The following is a 24,578-nucleotide window of genomic DNA, read 5'->3' on the forward strand; positions in this document are numbered from 1 at the left end:
TGTGTGCTAAACAATAACCGCCCCTGAAAATATTCCCCCTATTAATATAGACACAGCAAAAGGCTGATTTATTTCATTCATTCAACAATTTTTTTAAATAATTATATAAAATTTTATTTCATCAGGCCCAGCTGGTGCATTTTATAGTATAAAGTACTGCGGGGTATCCCCAGCATGCGGGCCGCCTGCGAGCGGTTGCCGTTGGTTTGCTGCAGTGTGCGGCTGATTATCTCCCGCTCAGTTTGTTCGGTTACCGATACCAAACCCGCCTGGTAGGGCAATTTATGCTTAATGTTCTGTTTAAGCGCCGCCGGAATACATTCCCCGGTGATAACCTCGCCGTCAGCCATAATTACCATACGTTCAATGGAATTTTTCATTTCCCGCACATTCCCCGGCCAGGGGTATGCCAGCAATACCGCCATTGCTTCCGGGTCCAACCTGGTTATTCTCTTCCTATACAGCTGGCTGTACTCCTGAATAAACTGGTAAACCAATTCAGGAATATCCTCCCGTCTTTCCCTCAAAGGCGGAACTTCCAAAGATACTACATTTAAACGGTAATACAAGTCCTCCCTGAAAAGTTCATTGACCAGCATTTCTTCCAGGTTGCGGTTGGTCGCGGCAACAATACGCACATCCACCTTAATCGGGGCAGATCCTCCTACCCTGCGGAATACCTGGTCTTGCAGCACCCGCAGCAGCTTAACCTGCAAACCCGTCGGGAGTTCCGCCACTTCATCGAGGAACAGCGTGCCCCCATTGGCATTTTCAAAGAAGCCCGGTTTTCCATGCCTGCTGGCGCCGGTAAAAGCACCCGCCTCATAGCCAAATACTTCACTTTCAAATAAGGTAGGCGGTATGGCGGCACAGTTGACCACCACAAAAGGCTTGTCCGCACGGCCGCTGGCTTCGTGAATGGCCCTGGCAAACAATTCCTTGCCGGTACCGCTTTCCCCCCTGATCAGCACGGCCGCGTGAGTTACAGCAACCTTTTTGGCAATACTGACCAGTTCTTTTAATTTATAATGATGTCCTTTGATCCTGGCAAAGGGTTTATGGCCACCGGTGATTCTTTTAATTTCTTTTTTTAATTTATGTACCTGGCTGCTGGCCTGGTTGAGTTTCTGGCTTAGCTCCACCACTTCGGTAATATCGCGCTCCGAGGATACGCCACCAACCACCTGGTCACCAATTTTGACAGGGTTGGCGCTGATCAATACATGCGTATCGGCACAGGGCTGGTGGTACATGGCGCGTACTCCCGTGCGTTCTTTAAAGACCTTGGTTACCATTAGATTGGAAAAATACTTTTCTATATTATTGCCGACAATTTTTTCAGCACTGATATCGTATAGCGCTTCCGCCCGGTGGTTCCAATGAGTAACAACATCTTGATCATTAATTATGGTTATAGCTTCTTCAACGGTATCCAACACCGCTTCCAGCCTGGCCCGGGTTATTTTATAACGTTCAAGCAGCCCGGCAAACAATAAGTCGAAATATAAAACACCCAGCACTTTATTTTTTTCATCAATAACTATCAGTGCCTGAGCCCGTAATTCTTCCACATAATTCAAAATGTCTTGCTTTAAGGACTTCTTATCAAGTATTAAAAAATTTTTATCCATAACCTCGCTGATGCTGGCATCAGGGTCAATGCCGGCATTAAACAGCTTGTGGTGACGCACAACACCAACAATTTGTTTGTTATGAACAGCTATTAACACAAACGGCCTGGTAGTTGGCTTTTTTTCAGTAATGGCCCGGCCTTCGCCAACTGAAATAGCCGGAGCAGCCTCAATGAAATTTCGGCACAGCATATCTGCTACAGTCAAAAAAGCAGTTTGGCTCATTTACTCATCCTCCGTTAGGATGATAGTTACAAAAATCAAAAGCAGGATCACTCCTACTTTCAGCTACCATACTTACTTATTCAATTATATCAGAAATTATTTTTTTAAGCATTGGGACTGAAAAGCCAAATAAAGGGCAGTGGAACGTGGGACAAAGGACACCCGTCCCCTTGTCCCGCGTTCGTTGGTCAGACATCGCCGGGTTCCATCTCATTATGATTAAACCGATTCATTAGAATATCCAGTGCTTCCTTGGGCGTATGCGCATAATCAAGCTTTACATGTTTTCTTTCGTCCAAATAAGTGCCTTCGTAAGCAATAGTTCTAACTCTGCCCGCCCAGCCTCCGGAGGGTTCAATAATTACTACCGGTTTGCGATTTAAATAGGAAGCTGATAATTCACCAAGTGTGCCGTTTCCACCGCCGATCATAATTAACGCGTCAGAAGAATGAACAAGTATTAAACTCCGGTAATCAGAGCTTAAACCCGTCGTAATGGGAATATCTATATATTCGTTTGCTTTGTCCAAAGTATCACCGGGTAAAATGCCAACGACTAAGCCATTGGCCATTTTTGCCCCCCTTGATACGGCTTCCATGACACCACTTCTTCCGCCCGTTAATAAAATGGCTCCCTTTTGGGCAATTTCCCTGCCGATTTCTTCAGCCATTTTTTGCATTTCAGGTGTTATAGCACCCGACTGCCCGATAACTCCAATGCGAATCAAAGTTACATCCCTCCACTACCTAAATTAATTCATGGGTGGCACACGGTACCTGTCCGTCTGACCCACCGAAACAAGTCATACATCAACAAAACAGTCTCGCCTTTATTGTAATCGATCCAACGTTACTAATACCAGACCGTTTTGCAGCTCATATCCCTGTCCCGCCCCCAGCTGAAAACTGAGACAAGGGACCTGTCCCCTTGTCCCTCCCCCCTGTAAAGTTGCCATTTAAGTGCCAAAACGATCATTCATAATTTAAAAACTACAGTTAAGAAAAAGAATATTTTAATTTTAAGCTATTTATTATACACTTGGTTTAAGGTTATAATAAAAACAATACACATAATTTTGTTTAACAATTAAATATGCCGGATGATGTTTGTGGGAGAGACCTTTATTTAGAAGGCGCCGAAGGAGCAAAAGGTAAACAGAGCTGAGTTTAACCTTGAAACTTTCAGGCAAAAGTACTATAAACGGACGGAACTCTGGAGAGTTTCTTAACCAGGACACCAAAGGGGATAGCTTCTATTGATTTGATTGAATCAAGTAGAAGTGAATCTTTCAGGTATCAGGGACAGGGTTACAGCGCTGCTGCAACCCTGTCCTTTTTTAATTCCTGCTTTTGATCCTATTGCATAGACCTAACAAGTTCTACGTCAAAGGTAAAAAGCAAAAAATTAACTGTTATTTGCTGTTCTTTTTTATAACAATTTGGAATTATTAATACTATTAACACGAGGAGGATGAAAACCTTGGCCGACCTTAAACGTACCCCACTTTATGAGCTTCACGTTCAGGCAGGCGCAAAAATTGTTGACTTCGGTGGCTGGGAGATGCCGGTGCAGTATAAGGGTATTATTGAAGAACATAATGCCTGCCGCACCGCAGCCGGGATCTTTGATGTGTCACACATGGGAGAAATTGATGTCAAAGGTCCTGACGCATTAACCTATGTGAACAGGCTGATCACCAATAATGCCGCCAATATGGCAGTTAAACAGTGCCTGTACAGCCCCATGTGCTATGCCGACGGCGGTGTTGTTGATGATCTGCTGGTCTATAAAATGGCCGATGACCATTTCTTTATCATAGTCAATGCGGCCAACACAGACAAAGATTTTGAGTGGTTTACCCAAAACGCCGCAGGTATGAACGTTCAGGTAGACAACATTTCTCCCCAAACAGCCCAGATAGCTGTTCAGGGGCCCAAGGCCGCCGGCATTTTGCAAAAAATAACCGATATTGACCTGTCCGCCATTAAATATTACTGGTTTGATTACGGAAAAGTTGACGGCATCGACAGCATCATTTCCAGAACGGGTTACACCGGCGAAGACGGTTTTGAGATTTACGTCAATAGCGCATCAGCAGTTCAGATTTGGGAAAAAACAATGGCAACAGGAAAGGGGGAGGGATTGGCACCGGTAGGACTGGGAGCAAGAGACACCCTGCGCCTGGAAGCAAGGCTGCCCCTGTACGGGCATGAACTGTCCCGGGACATAAGCCCCCTGGAGGCCGGGTTAGACATATTTGTCAAATTTGATAAAGGGGACTTTAACGGCCGGGCGGCACTGCTCCAACAAAAAGAAAACGGCGTTTCCAGAAAACTGGCAGGCTTTGAAATGGTCGGCCGGGGCATAGCCAGAAGCCACTATCCGGTAACCAAAGACAGCCTGGAAATCGGCCGGGTTACCAGCGGGTCTTTTGCCCCGACTCTGAATAAAAACATCGGGCTTGCCCTGGTGCAAACAGAATATGCCGCCCCGGGTACCGATTTGGCAATAGAAATCAGGGGCAGAGCGATACCGGCCAAAGTTGTTAAAACCCCGTTTTATGTAAGAAGCAAGTAAAAAAAATATAAATAAACAAGGAGGAATTATTATGGATAATCCCAAGGAGCTCAAATATTCCAAAGACCATGAGTGGGTAAAGGTGGAAGGGAATAAAGCCACCATCGGCATTACCGATCACGCCCAGGGCAAGTTAGGCGACGTGGTTTTCGTTGAATTACCGGAAATTGACGCCGAATACAGCGCCCATGATGCCATAGCCAACCTGGAATCAGTAAAAGCTGTGTCGGAAGTATTCTCACCTATCAGCGGCAAAGTGATTGAAGTTAACCAGGCACTTGAGGATTCTCCGGACCTGATCAACAAAGCCGCTTTCACCGAGGGCTGGATCGTGGTGCTGGAAATGTCGGACCCCGGTGAACTGGATCAACTGCTGGCAGCTGAAGAATATGGAAAGTTTGTGGAAGAGGAGGATTAAAATGAACTTCCTGCCTCATACTGAAGAGGACCGCCGGGAGATGCTGAAGGTTATCGGTGTGAAAACTGTGGAGGAACTGTTTGCCGACGTTCCTCCACAGGTCCGGCTCAACAGGCGGTTAAACATTCCGGGGCCGTTGTCGGAGCTGGAATTAACCAAACATCTCCGGGAGCTAAGCAATAAAAACAGCAGCTTGCATGAATATGTGTCATTTTTGGGTGCGGGCGCTTATGACCATTTTACTCCCAGCGCTATCGACCACCTGCTGCTCAGGTCGGAATTTTACACAGCCTACACCCCCTACCAGCCTGAGATCAGCCAGGGAACGCTGACCGCTATTTTTGAATACCAGACCCTGATCTGTGAGCTTACGGGCATGGACAATGCCAACGCTTCCATGTATGACGGCGCTTCCGCCACCGCCGAAGCCGCCCTGATGGCCTGCGAAAGCCAGCGCCGGAAAAAGATAGTGGTCGCCTCAACCGTGCACCCCGAATATCGTGAGGTACTGCGGACTTACGCCGGCGGGCAGGCCATCGAAATAGCAGAGGTGCCTTTTAAAAACGGAGTTGCCGACCTGGAAAAAATGGATCAATTAATAGATAAGCAAACAGCGGCAGTAATTATCCAGCAGCCCAACTTTTTCGGCGCGCTGGAAAATGTGCGGCAGATCAACGACTTGATTCATGACCGGGGCGGGTTATTCATTACGGTAGTGGACCCGGTTTCGCTGGCCGTGCTAAAAGCTCCGGCCGGCTACGGGGCGGATATCGTGGTCGGTGAAGGCCAGTCTCTGGGCAATCCCCTCAGCTTTGGCGGCCCGCTGCTGGGCTTTTTGGCCACCACCGGCAAGCTCGTCAGGCGGATGCCCGGCAGAATTGTAGGGCAAACAGTGGACAGCCGGGGGCAAAGGGCCTTTGTTCTGACCCTGCAAACCAGGGAACAGCATATCAGGAGGGAAAAAGCCACCTCCAATATTTGTTCCAACGAAGCCCTGTGCGCCCTAGCGGCAACTATCCACCTCACGATGCTGGGTAAAAAAGGTTTAACCGAAGTGGCTAAGCTTTGTGTGCAAAAAACAAATTATCTTAAAGAACAATTACAAAGTGCCGGTTTCGCAGCTCCTTTTACAGCACCGGTGTTTAAAGAATTTGTGATCAAAACCGCTAAACCGGTTGAAGAAACCAACCAGGCCCTGCTGAAGGAAAAAATCATCGGAGGTCTGAACCTGGAAAGATTTTATCCGGAATTAAAGAACCATCTGCTCCTCTGCGTAACTGAAAAGAGGACCCGGGAAGAAATGCTGTCTCTAACGGCAGCTATGGCGGCAGTTGAAGGAAGGGGGCGCGGCAATGACTAAAAACAGGCAGCTGATTTTTGAACTATCCAAGCCGGGCAGACATGGCACAGCCCTGCCACAGCCGGATGTACCGGTCCGCCCGCTTGAAGAACTGATCCCCGGCGAATTTTTAAGGGAAGAAGAGCCCAACCTGCCCGAAGTCAGCGAAGTTGATGCAGTCAGACATTTTACGGAATTATCGACGCTGAACCATGGTGTGGACACAGGCTTTTATCCTCTGGGCTCCTGCACCATGAAATATAACCCCAAGGTCAACGAAGATATGGCCAGACTGCCGGGCTTTGCCGCTTTACACCCCTACCAGCCCCAGGAATTGGCCCAGGGGGCGCTGGAGCTGCTTTATCAAACCGGAGAGTATCTGGCTGAAATCGGCGGCCTGGCCAAAGTGACCCTGCAGCCCGCTGCCGGCGCCCATGGCGAATATACCGGAATGATGATTATAAGAGCCTATCACCAGAGCCGCGGGGAAAACAGGACCAAAGTCATCGTGCCCGACTCCGCTCACGGCACCAACCCCGCCACCGCCAATATTTGCGGGTTTAAAATAGTCCAGGTTAAATCCAACGCGCGCGGCGGCGTGGATTTGGAGTCCCTGCGGGCCGCGATGGACCAAGACGTGGCGGCACTGATGCTGACCAACCCCAATACCCTGGGTTTGTTTGAAGAAGATATCGTTGAAATTGCCGAAATCGTCCATGCCAAGGGCGGCTTGCTTTATTATGACGGAGCCAACGCCAACGCCATTATGGGCATCGTCAGGCCGGGGGATATGGGCTTTGACGTAGTGCATTTCAACCTGCATAAAACCTTTGCCACACCGCACGGCGGCGGCGGCCCCGGTTCCGGCCCGGTGGGCGTTAAAGAATTTCTGGCGCCCTTCCTGCCCAAACCGGTAATTGAAGAAAAAGACGGCCAATATTACCTGGACTATGACCGGCCTCAATCAATAGGCAAAATCCACAGTTTCTACGGCAATTTTGGTACGGTTGTTAAAGCCTATACCTACATGAGAGCCCTGGGCGGCGCGGGGCTAAAAGAGGTCAGCGAGCATGCCGTGCTTAATGCCAACTACCTGATGTCAAAGCTGAAAGGGCGCTACCACCTGGCCTACGACCGCATCTGCAAACACGAGTTTGTGCTGAGCTCCAAAAACCAAAAGAGTTACGGAGTCCATACCCTGGACCTGGCCAAGCGCCTGTTGGACTATGGTTATCACCCGCCAACCATCTACTTCCCGTTAATTGTGGAAGAAGCGATGATGTTGGAGCCGACGGAAACAGAAAGCAAAGAAACACTGGATGTCTTTGTGGACACTATGCTGAAGCTGGCGGAAGAAGCGGAACAAAACCCGGAGCTGGTGCAAAGCGCTCCGCACAATACAGTGGTGGGACGATTGGATGAAACACTGGCGGCGCGAAAGCCGGTGCTAAAATACCAGCGCGACTGAGCGGCACCTTTGGCGGCAGAAGGGATGGGCAGCTATGGAGGCAACGACAGAGCAATTAATTACCCGGGCCTGGCAGTTGCGCCAGGCCAACTTTCCCGGAGAAGTGGTCTTTAATTTTCCGTCCAAGACCAGGGCTATAACTGTTACCGGCAGCCAGTGCCGGCTAAACTGCGCCCACTGCAACGGACACTACCTGAAGACAATGGTTGACATCACGGACTGGCGGGCCAAATTAACCCGGGATATTACCAGCTGCCTGATTTCAGGCGGCTGCACCAGGGACGGGAAGGTCCCCGTGCTCGGGCACCTTCCCGTGATCCGGGAAATCAAGCAGAGCGGGCGGAGAATCAACCTGCATACCGGCCTGCTGGCTGAGGCTGAAATTGAACAGTTAGATCAGGTAACGGACGCGGTATCCTTTGACTTTGTCGGCGACCGGGAAACAATCAAAGAGGTTTACGAACTGGAAAAAACCGTTGATGATTACATTAAAACTTATCTCAGCCTGAGAAAAAGAGTTAAAGTGGTGCCCCATATCTGCATCGGCCTGCGCGGGGGCAGTATCAGCGGTGAATACAAAGCCCTGCAGCTGCTCCGGGAACTGGGGGCGGACGGACTGGTCTTCATCGTTTTCAGGCCCACCCCCGGCACCAAATACGCTGAACGGACGCCGCCTGCTTTAGACGAAGTAGTCCGCATCCTGGCCCGCGCCCGGATAGAAATGCCCGCCATCCCCATTCACCTGGGCTGCATGCGCCCATCGGGGCGATACAGGGCCGAACTTGACCGGCTGGCCCTGCGTTGCGGCGTCAATAAAATAGTCCGGCCCACTCCGGCGGCTATTGCCCTGGCCGGGGAACTGGGGATGGAAATTAAGCGGGGAGAGGAGTGCTGCGTGCTGTGATCAAAATGTCAGCCGGTACGGCCCATGTGCTTGGCTTCAAACAGCTCTCCATTGACGCCCTCCCCACCACAGCTTATTTAATGAGCGGTGAAAAATGCGCTCATGACTGCGCCTTTTGCCCGCAGGCCAGAAACGCTTCCGCCAAAACCAACCTGCTGTCCAGAGTAACCTGGTCGGAAGGCAGCCTGCGGGAAATAGCCGCAGCAATCGGCCAGGCCTACAGCCAAGGGCTGCTGCAGCGGGCATGTTTGCAGGTGGTGGACGGGGACAACGTTTTGGCCGGGGTTAAAGAGGCCGTCGGCCAAATCAAAGCCTGCTCCCGAATACCGGTTTCCGTCTCCGTCAGGTTAACCAAACCGGAGGAAGTATTGGTCCTGGCCGGGTCCGGTGTGGACCGCATCGGTCTGGCCCTGGACGCCGCCGCGGAAACGGCCTTTAAGTCTGTCAAAACCGGCGGCTGGCAGCAAACATTATCTATCATTAAAGAGGCGGCGCGCCTTCTGCCCGGCAGAATTTCCACCCACCTGATTGCCGGGCTGGGAGAAACAGAACAAGAAATGGTAACAATGATGCAGCATATGCATGATTTAGGGGTTACCGTAGGGCTGTTTGCCTTTACCCCGGTGCCCGGAACAAAAATGGCCCGACATGCTCCACCTGGTTTGGCCGGCTACCGGCGCCTGCAGGCGGCCAATTACCTGATCGGGAAAAAAATCGTTAATGCCCAAAATTTTATCTTTAACTCGGGCAAACTAATATACTACGGCCTGGCTGAGGCCGAACTCAGAGCATACTTAATCAATGGCCGGGCGTTTCAAACCTCAGGCTGCCCCGGTTGCAACCGGCCCTATTATAATGAAAAGCCCGGCGGCACCATTTACAATTACCCGCGCCCCCTGACGGCAGCCGAGGCGGCCGCGGCCTTAGAAGGTGTCTTGAATGGATGAATGGCGTTTAGTGATCAATGAACCGATGGACGGGGCCATGAATATGGCGGTGGATGAAGCCGTGCTGGCTTCAGTTTCCCGGAGTCTGGCCCCACCCACCATCAGGTTTTACCGGTGGTCGCCGCCGGCGGTTTCACTGGGTTATTTTCAAAGCCTGCAAAAAGAACTGGACCTGGCAGCCTGCCGCAAAGCCGGCGTGGACGTAGTCAGGCGTTTGACCGGCGGCAGGGCGGTACTGCACCAGTATGAGCTAACCTACAGTATTGTGGCGCCGGAAGACAATACCAAAGTCGCCGGCTCTATCCTGGAAGCCTATCTGGCCATCAGCGGGGGGTTGGTTGAAGGTCTGGCTGAAATGGGCATCACGGCTGAACTTGCCGCGGGAACCAAACCGGGAGCGGTTGCTTCGGCGGTGTGCTTTGAGGCGCCCTCCATGTATGAGCTGGTGGTCGGGGGCAAGAAGCTGGTCGGCAGCGCCCAGACCAGGCGCAGCGGCTGCCTGCTCCAACACGGATCAATATTAATCGAGCTGGATCCGGATTTGCTGTTTTCAATATTTAACTATGACACTGAGGAAAGCAGGAACCAGGCTAAAAAACTGTTTTTGGCCAAAGCTACCTGTATCAAGGATATATTGGGTTACACTCCCGACCCGGCCAGGCTGATCGCATGTTTTACAAACGGCTTCAGCCGGGGCCTGGAAATTAAACTGCGGGAACAGCAGCTTGCGGCTGCGGAATTGACCCTGGCCCGGGAGCTGAGCAGCGGCAAGTATCAAACTGAGGCCTGGAATGGACGCAAATAAACTGCATCAGCAGCACCGGAGAGACACCGGATAAAATATAAAGGAGAAAAGTACAATGACATATAAGATAGCCATTATCGGGGGCGGGCCGGGCGGATATGTGGCTGCCATCAGGGCGTCCCAGCTGGGGGCAAAGGTCGCTGTTGTGGAAAAAGACCGGTTGGGAGGCACTTGCCTAAACCGGGGCTGCATACCCACCAAGGCTCTGGTGGCGGCAACTGAAACCCTACATAATATTAAAAAAGGCGCTGAGTTCGGCATCCAAACCGGTCCCCCCGCCGTTGATTTCGGCGCCATGCAGGAGCGTAAGGACCAGGTGGTGCAGCGGCTGGTTAAAGGAATCAACTTTTTGTTTAAGAAAAACAAAATTGACCTGTTTGAGGGAATGGGAAAACTGGTGACCGGCAACGAGATCGCAGTAACGAAAAAAGACGGTTCCGAGGAAAAAATCACGGCGGAAAACATTATCGTTGCCACGGGTTCGGAACCGGCCATGCCCTCAGGCCTTGGCTACGACGGAGAAAAAGTGCTGACCAGCAATGAGGCGCTGACTCTGAGGGAAATTCCACGGCGCATGCTAATTATCGGCGGTGGCGTTATCGGCTGTGAATTTGCCGGTATTTTTGCCGAACTGGGAACGGAAATTACCATAGTGGAGCTGATGCCCGCCATTTTACCAGGAGTTGAACCTGAAGCAGCCAAGCAGTTGCAAAGCTATTTCAAGCGCCGGAAAATAAAAGTTAAAACAGCCGCAAGGATCTTGGAAGTTAAAAAGAACGAACAAGAAGTTGTTGCTGTACTGGAAGGCGGGGAGGAAATAGCCTGCGACAAGCTGCTTATTTCCGTCGGCCGCAGTTTAAATACCCGGGGATTGGGACTGGCAGCGGCAGGGATCGCCCTGGGGCCGAAAGGTGAAATTGTGGTTAATTCCAGCATGCAAACCAATATCCCGCATATCTATGCCATAGGCGATATCACCAACAAGGTCCAGCTGGCCCATGTTGCTTCAGCCCAGGGTATTACCGCCGTAGAAAACATCATGGGCATGAATAAAGAAATGAATTATGACGTCATACCGTCCTGTATTTATACTGCTCCGGAGATTGCGGGCGTGGGAATGACCACCCAACAGGCCGAGGCACAGGGACTTGCCGTCAAGACAGGAAAGTTTCCCTTTATGGCCCTGGGCAAAGCAGCCGCCGCCGGCGCAACCGAGGGGTTTGTCAAAATACTGGCCGATGCAGCCACTGACCGTGTGCTGGGAGTGCATATCATCGGCCCCCGGGCTACCGATTTAATAGCGGAAGCGGCACTGGCTATCAAACTCGGGGCCACTGTGCAACAGGTCACCGAAACAATTCACGCCCACCCGACTTTTGCCGAGGCCATGCTGGAAGCTTGCGAGGCCGTTCACGGCATGAGCATTCATAGTTAGCCCTCTTCTATTTTTGCACACACCCCGGGACAAGGTATCTACACCTTGTCCCTTTCTCACCTTCTCACTTTACATCACCATTCTAAAAATCAATAACCCTGGAAAGTTTTTTGATCAACATTGTGAAAATTAGTATTTAAACAATTTATAACTTTTATCAACAATACACACTGATAAGTATTGTTTATTTGATTAATTAAATATTTTTATGTTATTATGTTTTTGGGGAGAAAGGGGATGGTCCCCTCACGGGCTGCAAACCCGTTGACTTGCCTGCAACCCAGGTGGGTGTCCGGTTCGATTCCGACTTCTCCCCTCCAAATTCATTGGATGTGATGCTTAATGCATGAGGAGCTTAACGAGATCAAATTAAAATTGAAGGCGCTTGGTTTTTCCCAGCAGCAAATCGAATCTATTATTGAAAAGTCCTTTTCCGGAAAAAACTGGGAAGAAATGACTGATTCAGAAAAGCATACACTACTGCAATCTTTAAATGAGAGAATTATTTTCACCAGGAAATTCCTTCAGCTCATTAGCTGCAATTCCTGCTGCAATTAAAAATTAACACCTGTCCCGCTACTCTTTATCTCCGCCCCATATCCCTTACCGCTTGCTTTCTACAGCACATTACGCTAGTATAGTAGGCATACTAGTTGATAATCACCCATCCGGAAGTAAACCCGGGTGGTTGATTTGTTTTAGCAGCTTGTTCCAATCTTCGGCACATACTCTATTTGACACAACTAAATAACTAATCACATTCGTTAAGGAGAGTTTGAAATTTTACATGAGTAATTATACTGGTGATTTAACCGGTTCCACACCTGCACTATCACAATCACGCCGATTATGGATGGCTTTTGTGTTAGGTGCGCTGTCTGCTTTTGGTCCGCTTTCCATCGACATGTATTTACCCTCCCTGCCTTCTTTAGCCAAGGATCTGTCCGCCGGCGCATCACTGACCCAGCTCAGCCTGACAGCTTGCCTGCTGGGGATTGCCTTGGGCCAACTACTTGCCGGTTCGCTAAGTGACGTGCGCGGTCGTCGTACCCCTTTAATTGTCGGACTGGTTACCTTTTTTGTTTCATCGCTGCTCTGTGCCATCAGCCCTTCCGTCTGGGGATTGATTTTACTGAGATTTATCCAGGGATTGGCCGGGTCCGCAGGAATTGTAATCTCCCGAGCCATCGTCAGAGATCTTTACTCCGGCGCAGAAATGACCAAGTTTTTTGCCCTGTTGATGTTGATCAATGGCGTAGGACCAATCTTCGCGCCGATTATTGGCGGACAGCTATTACAACTCACCACCTGGCGAGGTGTTTTTGTTGTATTGAGTTTAGTAGGTATAATCATGCTTCTGACTGTGCTGTTCGGCTTACCTGAGACATTGCCCGCGCAGCGCCGCTCAAAGGCCGGCTTGACCAACACTTTATTCACCTATCGCAGATTGATGAGCGACCCCGTTTTTATGGGCTATGCTCTGCCCCAGGGCCTTGTAATCGCTGCCATGTTTGCCTATATCTCCGGTTCGCCCTTTGTTATTCAAGACATCTTCGGCGCCTCTCCGCAGCTGTTTAGCATCTTCTTTGCCATTAATGGCCTAGGCATCATCATCGCCGGCCAAATTACCGGCAGACTAGCCGGCAGAATCAGCGTCGTCAAATTATTCGTCTTTGGTCTCGCTATGGCTTCAATTGCCAGCGTTGGCCTGTTGCTCATGATCCTCTTAGGAGCCGGACTCTCCGGTATCCTGCCCCCATTGTTTGTGGTCGTGTCCAGCGTTGGAATCGTAGGCACCGCCGGTTCTTCGCTGGCTATGGAAAATTACGGCCACTCGGCAGGCAGCGCCGCGGCTCTGCTTGGTTTGCTGGCCTTCATCTTTGGCGCGTTCGTGGCCCCACTCGTAGGTCTGGGCGGCAGCAGCACAGCGGTACCGATGGGTGTGGTCATCGCAGTTGCCGACGTTGGCTCGCTGCTCATTTACGCTGTTTTGAAACGATATGGATGATCTGCCCCGCCTGCATATATTAAAAGTTATTTGACCACACTACTTTCATGAAAACAAATACAAGCAAAACAAAAGATTACTCTACCTTAACAGTTGCAGCAGTTTACATAGGTACTGTTGTCGGTGCGGGGTTCGCATCCGGCCAGGAAGTGCTGCAGTTCTTTAGTTTTTTTGGGATAACCGGAATTTTGGGGCTGATACTGGCCACCATAATGTTTATCTTTTTCGGCCTGATTATTCTGGAACTCGGGCGCAGGTTAAACGCAGACTCCCACCGGGAAGTGATTCAATATGCCGGTGGACGGTGGCTGGGAAAGGTAATTGACGGAGTAATCACATTTTTCCTCTTTGGAGCTTTTACCGCCATGGCCGCCGGGGCCGGTGCAATTTTCAAGGAACAATTTGGTTTTTCTTACTTACTTGGCAGTTTGATTATGGTTGCAGCCACCATGCTTACCGTCCTGATGGGGATATCGGGGGTAATTAAAGCCATTAGCTTTGTAGTCCCTGTTTTATTGATATCTGTTTTTGGACTGGCTATTGCAACATTTATAACTTCACCGATTAATCTTGATACAGTTGCCAATTGGGCGCAGGCCTCTCGCGCCGCAGTACCTTTTTGGCCGCTGTCGGCCATTATTTATGTATCCTATAATTTAGTTCTTGGAGTATCTGTACTGGCCCCATTGGGGAGACATGTAAATAACCAACAAACGCTGCAAAGGGGCGCAATTTTAGGTGGGATAGGTTTAGGTGTTGGCGCCTTGGCCATAAATCTGACCCTTTTATCGAGAATCCCGAATGTTACCGGTTATGAAGTGCCGATGGTATATATTGCAACTCAGTTTTCGCCATTAATTCAAATAGCTTATAGCATTGTGTTACTGGCGGAAATATACACAACCGCCGTAGGCAGCTTATATGGTTTTGCAGAAAGAATCACCGACCAGGGTAAGCCGTTATTTACCTGGCTGATAATCGGCACCAGCATCGTAGCATTTGCGGCAGGCCAATTGGGCTTTTCCACATTGGTACGCACCCTGTATCCCGCCGTAGGTTACGCAGGACTATTAATGCTGGCCGGATTAATCTACGGCTTCGCCAAAGAACGCCTTATCCCCCAGCCTGCTTTCAAACCTAAAAAATAATAAACCGAGCCGAAGTATATTGTAGCATATCCCGTCGGGCGATAGCTTCCATGATCGACTTTCCTTCCACCAGTTGGGTAGAAACATTCGTCCTATTGATGGCGATCATCAGCTTCTCTAATTGTTCAACCAGATTATTAATTTTGACAACCAGTTCATCCGGCTTTTCTGCCGGCTCGTCTCCCTCCTGCACCCGGGCATCACTAATCGCCCGTTCTTTCAGGGCAGCGATCTGTTCCTTCAGGCTCTTGCGCTCCAGCAGCGCTTCCGCCAGCTTCATGCTGCTCACCTCCAATCAGATACTAATTAGACAAGCCTCAAAGGGAAAAGGTTCCAATGTGTTGTCATTTCCCTATATTTCAGTGCGATTGTTGGAGGGTATTCCGCCTTATTATTGTTGAGGTTGAAAAAACCTGGAAAAAGGGTATAATAAAAGTAAATGGAAGGTGCTGATACACCTTCCCCAGCTTTGGGCAAAGCGGCCCGGAGTTCTCAGAACCCGATGATAGTCTATTTATGCCGGGAAGAGGGACGTTTAGCGGAACGTCCCTCTTCTTTTTTCGCTCCTTCCTCGGAACGCCGGATCAAAGCTACAATTACCTGGAAAACTCCAGAGATAACCGTTGCAATGATTTGCGTCATAGCCATCACCTCCTCTCCCCCTAACTTAAGTACAGCCATACTCCGGGATGTGCATTGCCCCACGGCAAGGGAAAGGAGAAAACTGGAGGAAATAAATTCCGACTAATTATATCATAATCAATTGATTTTTAAAACCGAATATGTTACTTTATTTTTATAAATTGATGCTTGGTCTATAATTTTTAATTTAAAACACTATGGAATGTAAATAGCATTAATTTTTATAAATAATCAAACCATCTTGGAATTTGGCATCTTAAAATTGTATAAGGAGGTGTAAATTTGCGCATTAAAATTGAACTGGAAACTGAATGCCAAGAACTACCTATTGATTATCGGAGAAAATTTATATCATACGTCAAAAGTGCCTTTGAAAACTACAATCAAGATCTTTACGCAACACTCTACGAGATGGGAAGCTCACCTAAATCCCTTTGTTTTAGTATTTATTTTGTACCAGAAGTAGAAATAAGAAAAGATGGTATTACCCTGCACAGCAAACGCTTTATTGCTTGGTTTACGACCCCGGATATCTTAATGGGCGTTCACCTGATCAATGCCATTATGGCTCGCCGCAACAAGTGGTTTCCCCTAGCGGATAGTGATAATAAACTGCGCACTAGATCAATTATCAATGTTCAGGAACAATCCATAAATACCAATGCTGTACACTTCAAAATTCTCTCACCAATTGTGATTAGAGATCACTATAATGGAGCAACAGAAAAGGATTGGTACTATACCTTTGAGGATAGTAACTTTGAAAAGATTTGGAAACGCAATTTAAAGGCAGAGTTGCAAAACAAATTTAACAGAGACGTTAGCAGTGATATTGATGGACTACAAATCAAACCCATTAATCTGAGGAAGACAGTGGTAAAAAATTATGGCATTTATATTCCCTGTACCATTGGGAACTTCATTTTAGCGGGAGAACGGTATCTACTTGATTATCTTTATAAGGCAGGGATTGGAAGTAAACGTTCTTTAGGTTTTGGTTGTCTGGATATAGTGTGAGGAGGGGTAAAAATGAGCAATAATAACATACAACTCACACTTGGAGACTGGCAGTGGAATGCGGCTGTTGTCGGCTTCATTAATATTGTGGGAAAAGAAAACGTCAATATTGAGGCAGATACAGTTGAATTCTCGCAAGAAGTCCTTGATGAGTTTGAAAACAAATACTTTGCATATTTTATCAAAACTTATGAGAGAACCCTGTCATGGTACAAAATTGTCAATTATCAGGACAATCTTTATAGCTATGAGGAAAATAATTTTGAGGAATTTGACTTAAAGGCGCTGGAGGGCTTGAATACCTATATCAAAGATGTAAAGCGCTACATCAAAAGTAATAGTTATAAAGCAGCATACGAGTTAATTAAGTCAGAAGTTAACCTGCTTTCCCTGGAAAAACAACTTACCACTATTAAAGAACCCAAAAATCAACAGAAATTTGATGAGGACAAGCCTAAGATTGCTAATGAAAGCAAGCAAAGATTTCACCTTTTGTGGCAAATTATTGATTATTGCGCAAGTCCTGAGGGTAAAAGGTACATCGGGGCTAAAAATGTTATTTACACCATAATTAATAATGCATGGAACGGTGTGAGTTTTCTGAATCCACAGACGAAGGAAAAGGATGTCTATGCCGACTATAAAAATTATTTTGTGGATTCAGCGGTTGCTTATCTGCAAAGTGAGAAATCTAAATTTAAATATAATTGTTTTGTTTGCAATGCGCCAATAAAGGACATGAGCAATGATTTAAGTTTTATGAATGCAACAGGCTTTGATGTTGCAAGAAAAGCCTCTCATGTATGGAACTTTCAAAATGATACTGCCATTTGCCCACTGTGCAAGCTAATATATTCCTGCCTGCCTGCGGGGATTACCTACACTTACGACAGAGGTATTTACATCAATCAAAACATCAGTCTCAAAGATGCGATTCGGATAAATAGTAAAATCAAACATAAAATTTTAAGCTCACAAGAAAGCGGTATGCGTTCAATATACCATGCATTAGTTGGCGCGCTACATGAGCAGGAAAATGATTCCGCTAAATATGAGCTTGCCGATGTGCAGGTTGTGCGCTTTGAAAATGAAAGTTACCGCTTTAACATTCTGGCCAAACCGATGCTGCAAATAATAGTAAATTCCAAGAAAGAACTAGACAGTCTAATCAGAGTAAACTTTATAGAAAATGGCGGTAATATCAATGTTTATGATGAAGTTATTGGACGCATATTCAATAATCAAAACCTGTTTACTCTTATTCATAGAATGCTATATGGCAAGCTTTCCAATCCATCAAAATGCTATTTTTATGGATCACATGTTAGAAATGCGTTAATAATTAACCAACAAATATGTAATCGTTTGGGAGGGATGAATATGGAAAATGCCAAAGGAGGTGTGCAGGTGAATAACGAACTAGTCAAAAATGCAAGGACGGCAGGATATTTATTACGCAAAAAATATGTTGATAAAGATGCGAACCATAAGTTGGCGGGAATTTGCTACCGGCTGCTCAACGCACTAAAAACTTCTAATGAAAATATGTTTATGGATGTGGCGCTCAACTGTTATCTTTATGTGAATAGTCAAGTCCCAAAGGTTATTACCGATGTTTTAGGCAGCGAAAAGGACTTTAACACAATGGGCTATGCCTTTGTGTCAGGGTTAATAGAGGGGCAGGAAGGAAGCGGCAATAAAGATAAAAAGGCTGAGGGGGAATAATTGTGAAAATTAAAGGGCTAACCATAACCGTGATCTTCCAGGCGGAAAGTGCCAATTACGGTGAAAGTGTTGGCAATGTTGCCTCACTCAAGAAAATTTCCAGGGGACAGGGAGACCAGTACACCTACATTTCCCGGCAGGCCCTCCGCTATAACATAGCTGAGCAGTTAGGCGAAGACTTAGCCCCGGTTAAAGCGGAAGGCAGCGGTGAGAAAAAAGTCGTGCAATTTAGTGAAGATGCAACCATTGATAAATATCCCGAGATTGACTTTTTTGGCTATTTGAAAACTGAAAAAGGCACCGGTGGAAAAAAACGCAATGCTAAAGTGCGCCTTTCCAATGCCATTTCTTTGGAAAGCTTTAAAGGAGACCTGGACTTTCTAACCAATAAGGGACAGGCGGATAAAATTAAAGAAAATATGAATATTGCCCAGGCCGAAATACACCGTTCTTATTATCGCTATACCATTACTGCGGATTTGGAGCAGATAGGTGAGGACAAGGAATATGCCATCAGTCTTGATAATAAAGAGCGTGCCCGCAGGGTAAAGCGATTGCTGGACACGATTGCTTTCCTATACAGGGATATTCGTGGCCGCAGGGAAGATTTAAAACCCCTCTTTGCCATCGGTGGTGTGTACGATATTAAAAATCCTGTTTTCCAAAATGTAGTAAGCGTCAAGAACAACTGCATTGATGTAGCAGAAATTAAGGGTGTTTTATACGACAACATTGAGGTTGATACCTATTGCGGAGTAGTGGATAGAAGCTTTGACAACACAAACGAATTGAAAGAACAGCTTCACGCATCCTCAATGCCCGACTTTTTCACCTTATTGAAGCAAAAGGTGGATATGTACTATGAAAGCAATTAGAGTGCGCCTATGGCAGGATATGGTCAATTACAAAAAACCAACCAGCTTTCAGCTTAAGGAAACCTATCCCCTGCCTCCCTATTCAACTATTATTGGCATGGTACACAGTCTATGCAGCTATGAAGAATACAAACCCATGCAAGTAAGTGTGCAGGGTAAATACTTTTCCAAGGTCAACGACTTGTATACCCGGTATGAATTTAAGAACGCGATGAAATACGAAGCAGTCAGACATCAGCTTCAAGTTGGCGAATATGGTGTTTGTCAAGGCGTTGCCACAGCAGAACTCCTTGTGGATGTGGAACTGCTGCTTCACATTGCCCCCGAGGATCAGACCCTGGTTGATGAAATCTATGATGCTTTTACATGTCCGAGAGAATATCCCTCACTGGGGCGCCGGGAGGACATTGTGACCATAAAAGAAGTAAAGCTGGTCACTTTGACCGAAACAGAACTGGAACGGCAGATAAAGGCGCCCCACGGCTATTATGCTTATATCCCTTATGAGATAGTCCAGAAAGAAAGGGTAAATCTAACAAATAATGTAACGGGTGTAACCTATACAGGTACAAGGTACAAGCTGACCAAAAATTATGAGCTTGTAAACTATGGCAGCAAGAAAGTCCCAAAAATTTTTAGACGATGGAATAAAGTTGATGTAATTTATGCCAGTGCAACGGCCCTGGCCGAGGAAACCTTTATGATTGATGAAGATAATAATGTGGCCTTTATGGCATAGGAGTGAGGTTGCTATGGACGAGAATGCATTAGCAAAATCAGCACCTAAAGAAGACATACAGACCCATACGAACAACCTGTTAAAAAATGTAGAACTATTGCAACAATTATACCCCAATCTGCAAGTAGATTGGGGTTTGTTGCATTGGGCTTGTGTCTATCATGATTTAGGTAAGCTGCATTTTAAATTTCAGGACCGGATTAAAAGAATTAAACATCACCCAGATGAAATACCCCATGGCCTTTTGAGTCTGGCTATGATTGATCACAAAGCTCTCAAGAAAATGGGTTATGATAAAAATGCGATTAAACTTTTATACCAAGCTGTCGCCTATCACCATGACCGGACAATGCCCTCCCAAAATGAGCAGATTGAGGAAGAGTTTGCAGGCTTGCGTTCTAATTTTGTAAGATTTCAATATGACAGACTTCCTGGGGAATATATGGCTGATGAAATTGACCAACGTTACTTCAGTGTAAATAAGAGATTTTATGAAGAACGTGATGGAAATTTGTTTTTTCGATTTATTATGCTAGAGGGGTTGCTTAACCGAGTGGATTATGCCGCCAGTGCATATATTCCGGTAGAAAGTCCAAACGATTTCCTGCCCTCCTCAATGGATGAGTTAATGTCCTGTTGGCAGAAAGAGGATAAAGGTGCCAATTGGAACGACTTGCAGATCTATATGAGAAACAACCCCGCCAATAACCTCATCGTAATTGCGCAAACAGGTATGGGTAAAACTGAAGCAGGATTATTATGGCTGGGTAACGCCAAAGGCTTCTTCACCCTGCCCCTCAAAAGCGCCATCAATGCAATTTACAAGCGTATAACAGATAAAATAGTGCGAGAAAAAATAAATAAGCGAGTAGGATTGCTTCATTCGGATACTTATGTCAAATATCTTGAGCAAACAGAAAAGGATGAGAGCATATCTCTCGATACCTATTACACAAAAACAAAGCAATTATCCCTACCCTTAACCATCTGCACCCTGGATCAACTATTTAATTTTGTTTTCCGCTACAGGGGTTTTGAACAAAAGCTAGCGACATTGTCTTATTCCAAAGTTATCATTGATGAAGTTCAAATGTATTCTCCTGAATTAATTGCCTATCTTGTACTCGGATTACACTATATTACCCGCATGAGGGGCAAATTTGCCATTTTGACCGCAACTTTGCCAACCTTATTTTTAGACCTACTGCGGGAACAGGGTATTCCATTTGAACCGCCTAAAGTATTTACAAATGATAAAATCCGCCATAGCCTAAAGGTGCTGGACAAGGAAATTAACGCTAAGGATATTATGACTATTAGCAGGCAATACGGTGGCAAGAAAATTCTTGTCATTTGTAATACTATAAAAAGTGCGCTAAAACTGTATCATCAACTCGGTAAAGAAACGGGTAAGCAGCAGGTATGGCTCCTGCACAGCCACTTTACCAAACATGACCGTGCTATTAAGGAAAAGCATATTTTGGATATGGGGAAAAGGGAGAGCACCCAGAGCGGCATTTGGGTTGCTACGCAAATTGTCGAGGCATCTTTGGATATTGATTTTGATTTGCTGTTTACTGAACTATCCGACTTAAACGGTTTATTCCAGCGTATGGGAAGGTGCTACAGGAACAGGATTTTAGACATTGACTATAACTGCTTTGTGTTTACCGGCGGCAATAAACGATGCAGCGGTGTTGGAGCTTTTATTGATAAGAAAATTCACCAGCTTTCAAAGGAATCTCTATTAGGTGTTGAAGGTGTTATTAGTGAAGGACAAAAAGTGGACATGGTTGAAGATCTTTATACAAAAGAAAAGCTGCATGATTATTATGAGGCCATTAAAAAAAATATTGACTATGTTAAAAGCATCCAGGCGTATGAATTTACTAAAACTGAGGTCATTAATATGTTTCGCGATATTGATACGGTAAGCGTTATCCCACGTGGCGTTTATGATGAGCACGAAGCGGAAATTAACGAAGCCTTAAACGCACTGAAGGCAGATTACAACGGCATGGATAAAATCGAATCGAGGAAAATCAGAGCAAAGGCAAGAAGTGTTATTGCTGATAAAACTGTGGATATACCACTCTATTTAGCCCAGAAAATAGTAATTAAGAAAATAGCTATTAATGCATATGAACAATTATCCATCGCTGAATGCGCATACAACAGTCAAGAGGGAATCATCAAGCCGGCTATAAAAACAGGAGGTGAGGATTTTTTATCACATTCGTTTTAGAAAAGATATAAACACAAGGGGTTTATGCTATGCATATTACTGGAACCATGTTCAATTACTATTTCGTATGTCACCGAAAGCTGTGGTGCTTTTATAATAACATCACCCTTGAGAATGAAAATGAAAGGGTGTTGTTGGGCAAATTAATCGATGAAAACGCTTATGGCAGAGAGCATAAACACATTTTGATTGACCAAACAGTTAATGTTGATTTTATTAAAGATTGGCAAGTACTTCATGAGGTTAAAAAGAGCAAAAGTATCGAGGAAGCTTCCATCTGGCAAGTAAAATACTATTTGTATTTCCTAAATCAAAGGGGCATAAAAATCGAAAAAGGTATTCTTGATTATCCTAAAATAAAAAAACGTCAAGAAGTTTTTTTAGAGGAGGGTGATTTGGCAAAAATTGAGGAGATACTCTTGAATATAGAAAAAATCCTGCAACAAGAGAAAATGCCCCCACCCATTGAGTCTAAAATTTGTAAAAGCTGTGCTTATTACGAGTACTGCTACATTTAAGGAGACATGAAATGGCTGAAAGCTTCTATTTATTTTCAAACGGAGAACTGCAAAGAAAGGATAACGTGCTCAGGATAACTACTTCCGATGGACGCTATAAAGATATTAAAGTAGAGATGACACGGGATATTTATTTGTTTGGAGAGGTTAGTCTAAACACCAAATGTTTAAATTATGCAGGTCAATTATCAATGCCAATCCATATATTTAATTATTACGGTTCTTATACAGGTAGCTTTTACCCTAAAGAAAAAAATGTTTCTGGTAAACTATTAATTGAGCAGGTCAACCATTATACCAATAAGGACAAGCGCTTGGAAATCGCCAAAGAATTCGTTGAAGCAGCCAGTGATAATATTTTGCGAAACTTACGTTATTATAATGAACGGGGTAGGGATCTGCAGTCCCGGATGACAGAAATCAAAGCATTAAAGAAAGGTATTGCCCCTGTACAGAACATAAGTGAATTAATGGGATTAGAGGGGAGCATCAGGCAAGTCTATTATGCCAGTTGGAAAGATATCATCAATCAAGAAATTGATTTTGACAAGAGAGTGAAACGCCCACCCGACAATATGATTAATGCGCTAATGTCTTTTGTAAATTCATTGGTATATGCGACCTGTTTGACGGAGATATACAAAACGCAGCTGCATCCAACTATAAGCTATTTGCATAGTGCCGGGGAAAGAAGATTTTCTCTGTGTCTAGATATTTCCGAAATCTTCAAACCGCTAATAGCCGATCGATTAATATTTTCTATGCTGAACAAAAAAATGCTTACCGAAAAGGATTTTGAAAGTCAGTCCAATTTTTGCTATATAAAGGATAATGGGCGCAAACGATTACTTCAAAAATACGACGAAGACCTAAAGCGTACAATTCGACATAAGGGTCTTAATAAAAACGTATCTTACCGGTATTTAATCCGGCTTGAGTGCTATAAACTAATTAAGCATCTGATGGGCGATAAAAAATATAAAGGGTTTACAGTTTGGTGGTGACTATGTATATAATACTAGTTTATGATATCGAAATGGATGAGGGTGGCGCAAAAGCATCAAGAAGAATTTTTAAAACCTGCAAAAAATATCTTACCCATATACAAAAATCAGTATTCGAAGGTGACATTACACCGTCCTTGCTACAGAAATTACGATTAGAGATAAACAAGTCTATTAGAAAGGACAGGGATTCAGTACTGGTATTCAAAAGTAGAGAAGAACGTTGGCTGCAAAAAGAGTTTTGGGGGAAAGAAGATGATAAAACATCTAATTTCTTTTAGAGAACTACGGAAGGTAGATTCCATCAGAGAGAAAAGCATCCCCCAAGGGATTCTGACGTAGATATCTATAGATATCTCACTCTTCACTGGTAGCATCATTATTCATTGCCAAAACTTTTTATAACCTCCAAAAAAAAAATATTCTGTCGACCACAGATGTTGCAGTTTACCCTATAGAACGACAGAAGCTTAATCTGCTGGGAATTTTCACTTCATAAACTTAAACTTTTAAAAATTGCATATATAAATGATTCCATGTAAACAGTATCGACAGAGATACCCTCATATCCGCTTTATTTAAGCCTACTCGCGTTGTTAGACATTTAATCTAACCATCGTGGAATGTAAATCCGGCTGCATCAGCCTTACCAAGCAGGTGACTGCAGCCGCATTTAATCTAACCATCGTGGAATGTAAATCTCCTTTATTTGATTATGTATATACATAATATATCCATTTAATCTAACCATCGTGGAATGTAAATAGCACAAAGGCAACCACCTTCAACAAATCTTCCAACATTTAATCTAACCATCGTGGAATGTAAATCCGGGAGGTCGCTTCTAAGGGACTGGTTGAGTATTTCTTCATTTAATCTAACCATCGTGGAATGTAAATTGAATTTT

At 45.6% G+C, this 24,578-nt stretch carries 22 protein-coding genes, 1 tRNA gene, 1 CRISPR repeat array and 1 riboswitch; of the genes, 19 read left to right on the top strand and 4 right to left on the bottom strand.

Going from position 1 to position 24,578, the window contains the following annotated elements; translation table 11 throughout:
• Positions 1 to 113: 113 nt before the first annotated feature.
• A complete protein-coding gene (locus BM056_RS12440) occupies positions 114 to 1,856 on the bottom strand; it encodes a sigma 54-interacting transcriptional regulator (protein WP_092471735.1) in 1,743 nt (580 codons plus the stop codon).
• 188 nt (positions 1,857 to 2,044) lie between these two features.
• Positions 2,045 to 2,584, bottom strand: a complete 540-nt coding sequence (locus BM056_RS12445; protein ID WP_092471736.1) for a TIGR00725 family protein — start codon at positions 2,582 to 2,584, stop codon at positions 2,045 to 2,047.
• 372 nt (positions 2,585 to 2,956) lie between these two features.
• A riboswitch (glycine riboswitch) is annotated at positions 2,957 to 3,064 on the top strand.
• Positions 3,065 to 3,336: 272 nt separating this feature from the next.
• On the opposite strand from BM056_RS12445, the gene gcvT reads away from it, so the two are divergent.
• From gcvT to BM056_RS12500, 11 genes are all read left to right on the top strand, one after another.
• The gene (gene gcvT, locus BM056_RS12450; RefSeq protein WP_092471737.1) at positions 3,337 to 4,434 is read left to right on the top strand and encodes a glycine cleavage system aminomethyltransferase GcvT; all 1,098 of its coding nucleotides are present in this window, start codon (positions 3,337 to 3,339) and stop codon (positions 4,432 to 4,434) included.
• Between the two features lie 31 nt (positions 4,435 to 4,465).
• Positions 4,466 to 4,852 (top strand): glycine cleavage system protein GcvH, encoded by a 387-nt coding sequence (gcvH, locus tag BM056_RS12455; RefSeq protein WP_092471738.1) that lies wholly within the window; start codon positions 4,466 to 4,468, stop codon positions 4,850 to 4,852.
• 1 nt (position 4,853) lies between these two features.
• On the top strand, positions 4,854 to 6,212 hold the full coding sequence (gene gcvPA, locus BM056_RS12460) for an aminomethyl-transferring glycine dehydrogenase subunit GcvPA (protein WP_092471739.1): 1,359 nt from the start codon (positions 4,854 to 4,856) through the stop codon (positions 6,210 to 6,212).
• Positions 6,205 to 7,659 (top strand): aminomethyl-transferring glycine dehydrogenase subunit GcvPB, encoded by a 1,455-nt coding sequence (gcvPB, locus tag BM056_RS12465; protein ID WP_092471740.1) that lies wholly within the window; start codon positions 6,205 to 6,207, stop codon positions 7,657 to 7,659. The genes gcvPA and gcvPB overlap by 8 nt, the downstream gene beginning before the upstream one ends.
• Positions 7,660 to 7,693: 34 nt before the next feature.
• The gene (gene lipS1, locus BM056_RS12470) at positions 7,694 to 8,563 is read left to right on the top strand and encodes a LipS1 family lipoyl synthase (RefSeq protein WP_092471741.1); all 870 of its coding nucleotides are present in this window, start codon (positions 7,694 to 7,696) and stop codon (positions 8,561 to 8,563) included.
• A 5-nt stretch (positions 8,564 to 8,568) separates the two neighbouring features.
• A complete protein-coding gene (gene lipS2 / locus BM056_RS12475) occupies positions 8,569 to 9,510 on the top strand; it encodes a LipS2 family lipoyl synthase (RefSeq protein WP_238456448.1) in 942 nt (313 codons plus the stop codon).
• Positions 9,503 to 10,315, top strand: a complete 813-nt coding sequence (locus tag BM056_RS12480) for a lipoate--protein ligase family protein (protein ID WP_092471743.1) — start codon at positions 9,503 to 9,505, stop codon at positions 10,313 to 10,315. Before lipS2 ends, BM056_RS12480 begins: the two co-directional genes overlap by 8 nt.
• Before the next feature lie 55 nt (positions 10,316 to 10,370).
• Positions 10,371 to 11,750, top strand: coding sequence for a dihydrolipoyl dehydrogenase (lpdA, locus tag BM056_RS12485; RefSeq protein WP_092471744.1), 1,380 nt, complete (start codon positions 10,371 to 10,373; stop codon positions 11,748 to 11,750).
• Positions 11,751 to 11,974: 224 nt separating this feature from the next.
• Positions 11,975 to 12,070 (top strand) — tRNA-Cys (locus BM056_RS26235).
• A 533-nt stretch (positions 12,071 to 12,603) separates the two neighbouring features.
• Positions 12,604 to 13,758 carry a multidrug effflux MFS transporter gene (locus BM056_RS12495; RefSeq protein ID WP_207648191.1) on the top strand — a complete coding sequence of 385 codons (1,155 nt, stop codon included), beginning with the start codon at positions 12,604 to 12,606 and terminating at the stop codon, positions 13,756 to 13,758.
• Positions 13,759 to 13,805: 47 nt separating this feature from the next.
• Complete coding sequence (locus tag BM056_RS12500) at positions 13,806 to 14,906, top strand: YkvI family membrane protein (RefSeq protein ID WP_092471747.1); 1,101 nt, start codon at positions 13,806 to 13,808, stop codon at positions 14,904 to 14,906.
• On the opposite strand, the gene BM056_RS12505 is transcribed toward BM056_RS12500, so the two are convergent.
• Both BM056_RS12505 and BM056_RS27265 read right to left on the bottom strand, forming a co-directional pair.
• Positions 14,896 to 15,186, bottom strand: a complete 291-nt coding sequence (locus tag BM056_RS12505) for a DIP1984 family protein (protein WP_092471748.1) — start codon at positions 15,184 to 15,186, stop codon at positions 14,896 to 14,898. The two genes, BM056_RS12500 and BM056_RS12505, sit on opposite strands and share 11 nt — an antisense overlap.
• A 230-nt stretch (positions 15,187 to 15,416) precedes the next feature.
• The gene (locus tag BM056_RS27265; RefSeq protein WP_274377543.1) at positions 15,417 to 15,548 is read right to left on the bottom strand and encodes a hypothetical protein; all 132 of its coding nucleotides are present in this window, start codon (positions 15,546 to 15,548) and stop codon (positions 15,417 to 15,419) included.
• 282 nt (positions 15,549 to 15,830) lie between these two features.
• Here BM056_RS27265 and cas6 point away from each other — a divergent pair, with 282 nt between their 5' ends.
• From cas6 to cas2, 8 genes are read left to right on the top strand one after another with little or no spacing between them, the layout of a single operon-like run.
• A complete protein-coding gene (gene cas6, locus BM056_RS12510) occupies positions 15,831 to 16,565 on the top strand; it encodes a CRISPR-associated endoribonuclease Cas6 (RefSeq protein ID WP_092471749.1) in 735 nt (244 codons plus the stop codon).
• 12 nt (positions 16,566 to 16,577) lie between these two features.
• Positions 16,578 to 18,290 carry a type I-B CRISPR-associated protein Cas8b1/Cst1 gene (gene cas8a1, locus BM056_RS12515; protein ID WP_092471750.1) on the top strand — a complete coding sequence of 571 codons (1,713 nt, stop codon included), beginning with the start codon at positions 16,578 to 16,580 and terminating at the stop codon, positions 18,288 to 18,290.
• Between the two features lie 2 nt (positions 18,291 to 18,292).
• Positions 18,293 to 19,165: a type I-B CRISPR-associated protein Cas7/Cst2/DevR gene (gene cas7i / locus BM056_RS12520; RefSeq protein WP_092471751.1), complete on the top strand. Its 873-nt coding sequence runs from the start codon at positions 18,293 to 18,295 to the stop codon at positions 19,163 to 19,165.
• Entirely contained in the window at positions 19,152 to 19,904 is a 753-nt protein-coding gene (gene cas5b / locus BM056_RS12525) for a type I-B CRISPR-associated protein Cas5b (RefSeq protein WP_092471752.1), read from the top strand. The genes cas7i and cas5b overlap by 14 nt, the downstream gene beginning before the upstream one ends.
• A gap of 13 nt (positions 19,905 to 19,917) precedes the next feature.
• Positions 19,918 to 22,149 (top strand): CRISPR-associated helicase/endonuclease Cas3, encoded by a 2,232-nt coding sequence (locus tag BM056_RS12530; protein ID WP_092471753.1) that lies wholly within the window; start codon positions 19,918 to 19,920, stop codon positions 22,147 to 22,149.
• 29 nt (positions 22,150 to 22,178) lie between these two features.
• The gene (cas4, locus tag BM056_RS12535) at positions 22,179 to 22,667 is read left to right on the top strand and encodes a CRISPR-associated protein Cas4 (RefSeq protein ID WP_092471754.1); all 489 of its coding nucleotides are present in this window, start codon (positions 22,179 to 22,181) and stop codon (positions 22,665 to 22,667) included.
• A gap of 11 nt (positions 22,668 to 22,678) precedes the next feature.
• Entirely contained in the window at positions 22,679 to 23,671 is a 993-nt protein-coding gene (cas1b, locus tag BM056_RS12540) for a type I-B CRISPR-associated endonuclease Cas1b (RefSeq protein ID WP_092471755.1), read from the top strand.
• A gap of 2 nt (positions 23,672 to 23,673) precedes the next feature.
• The gene (gene cas2, locus BM056_RS12545; RefSeq protein WP_092471756.1) at positions 23,674 to 23,952 is read left to right on the top strand and encodes a CRISPR-associated endonuclease Cas2; all 279 of its coding nucleotides are present in this window, start codon (positions 23,674 to 23,676) and stop codon (positions 23,950 to 23,952) included.
• Between the two features lie 320 nt (positions 23,953 to 24,272).
• Positions 24,273 to 24,570: direct repeats of the CRISPR family, unit length 30 nt; unit sequence CATTTAATCTAACCATCGTGGAATGTAAAT.
• Positions 24,571 to 24,578: the final 8 nt, after the last annotated feature.

It is taken from the genome of Desulfotruncus arcticus DSM 17038 (assembly GCF_900113335.1).
Taxonomy (GTDB): Bacteria; Bacillota; Desulfotomaculia; order Desulfotomaculales; family Desulfallaceae; genus Desulfotruncus; species Desulfotruncus arcticus.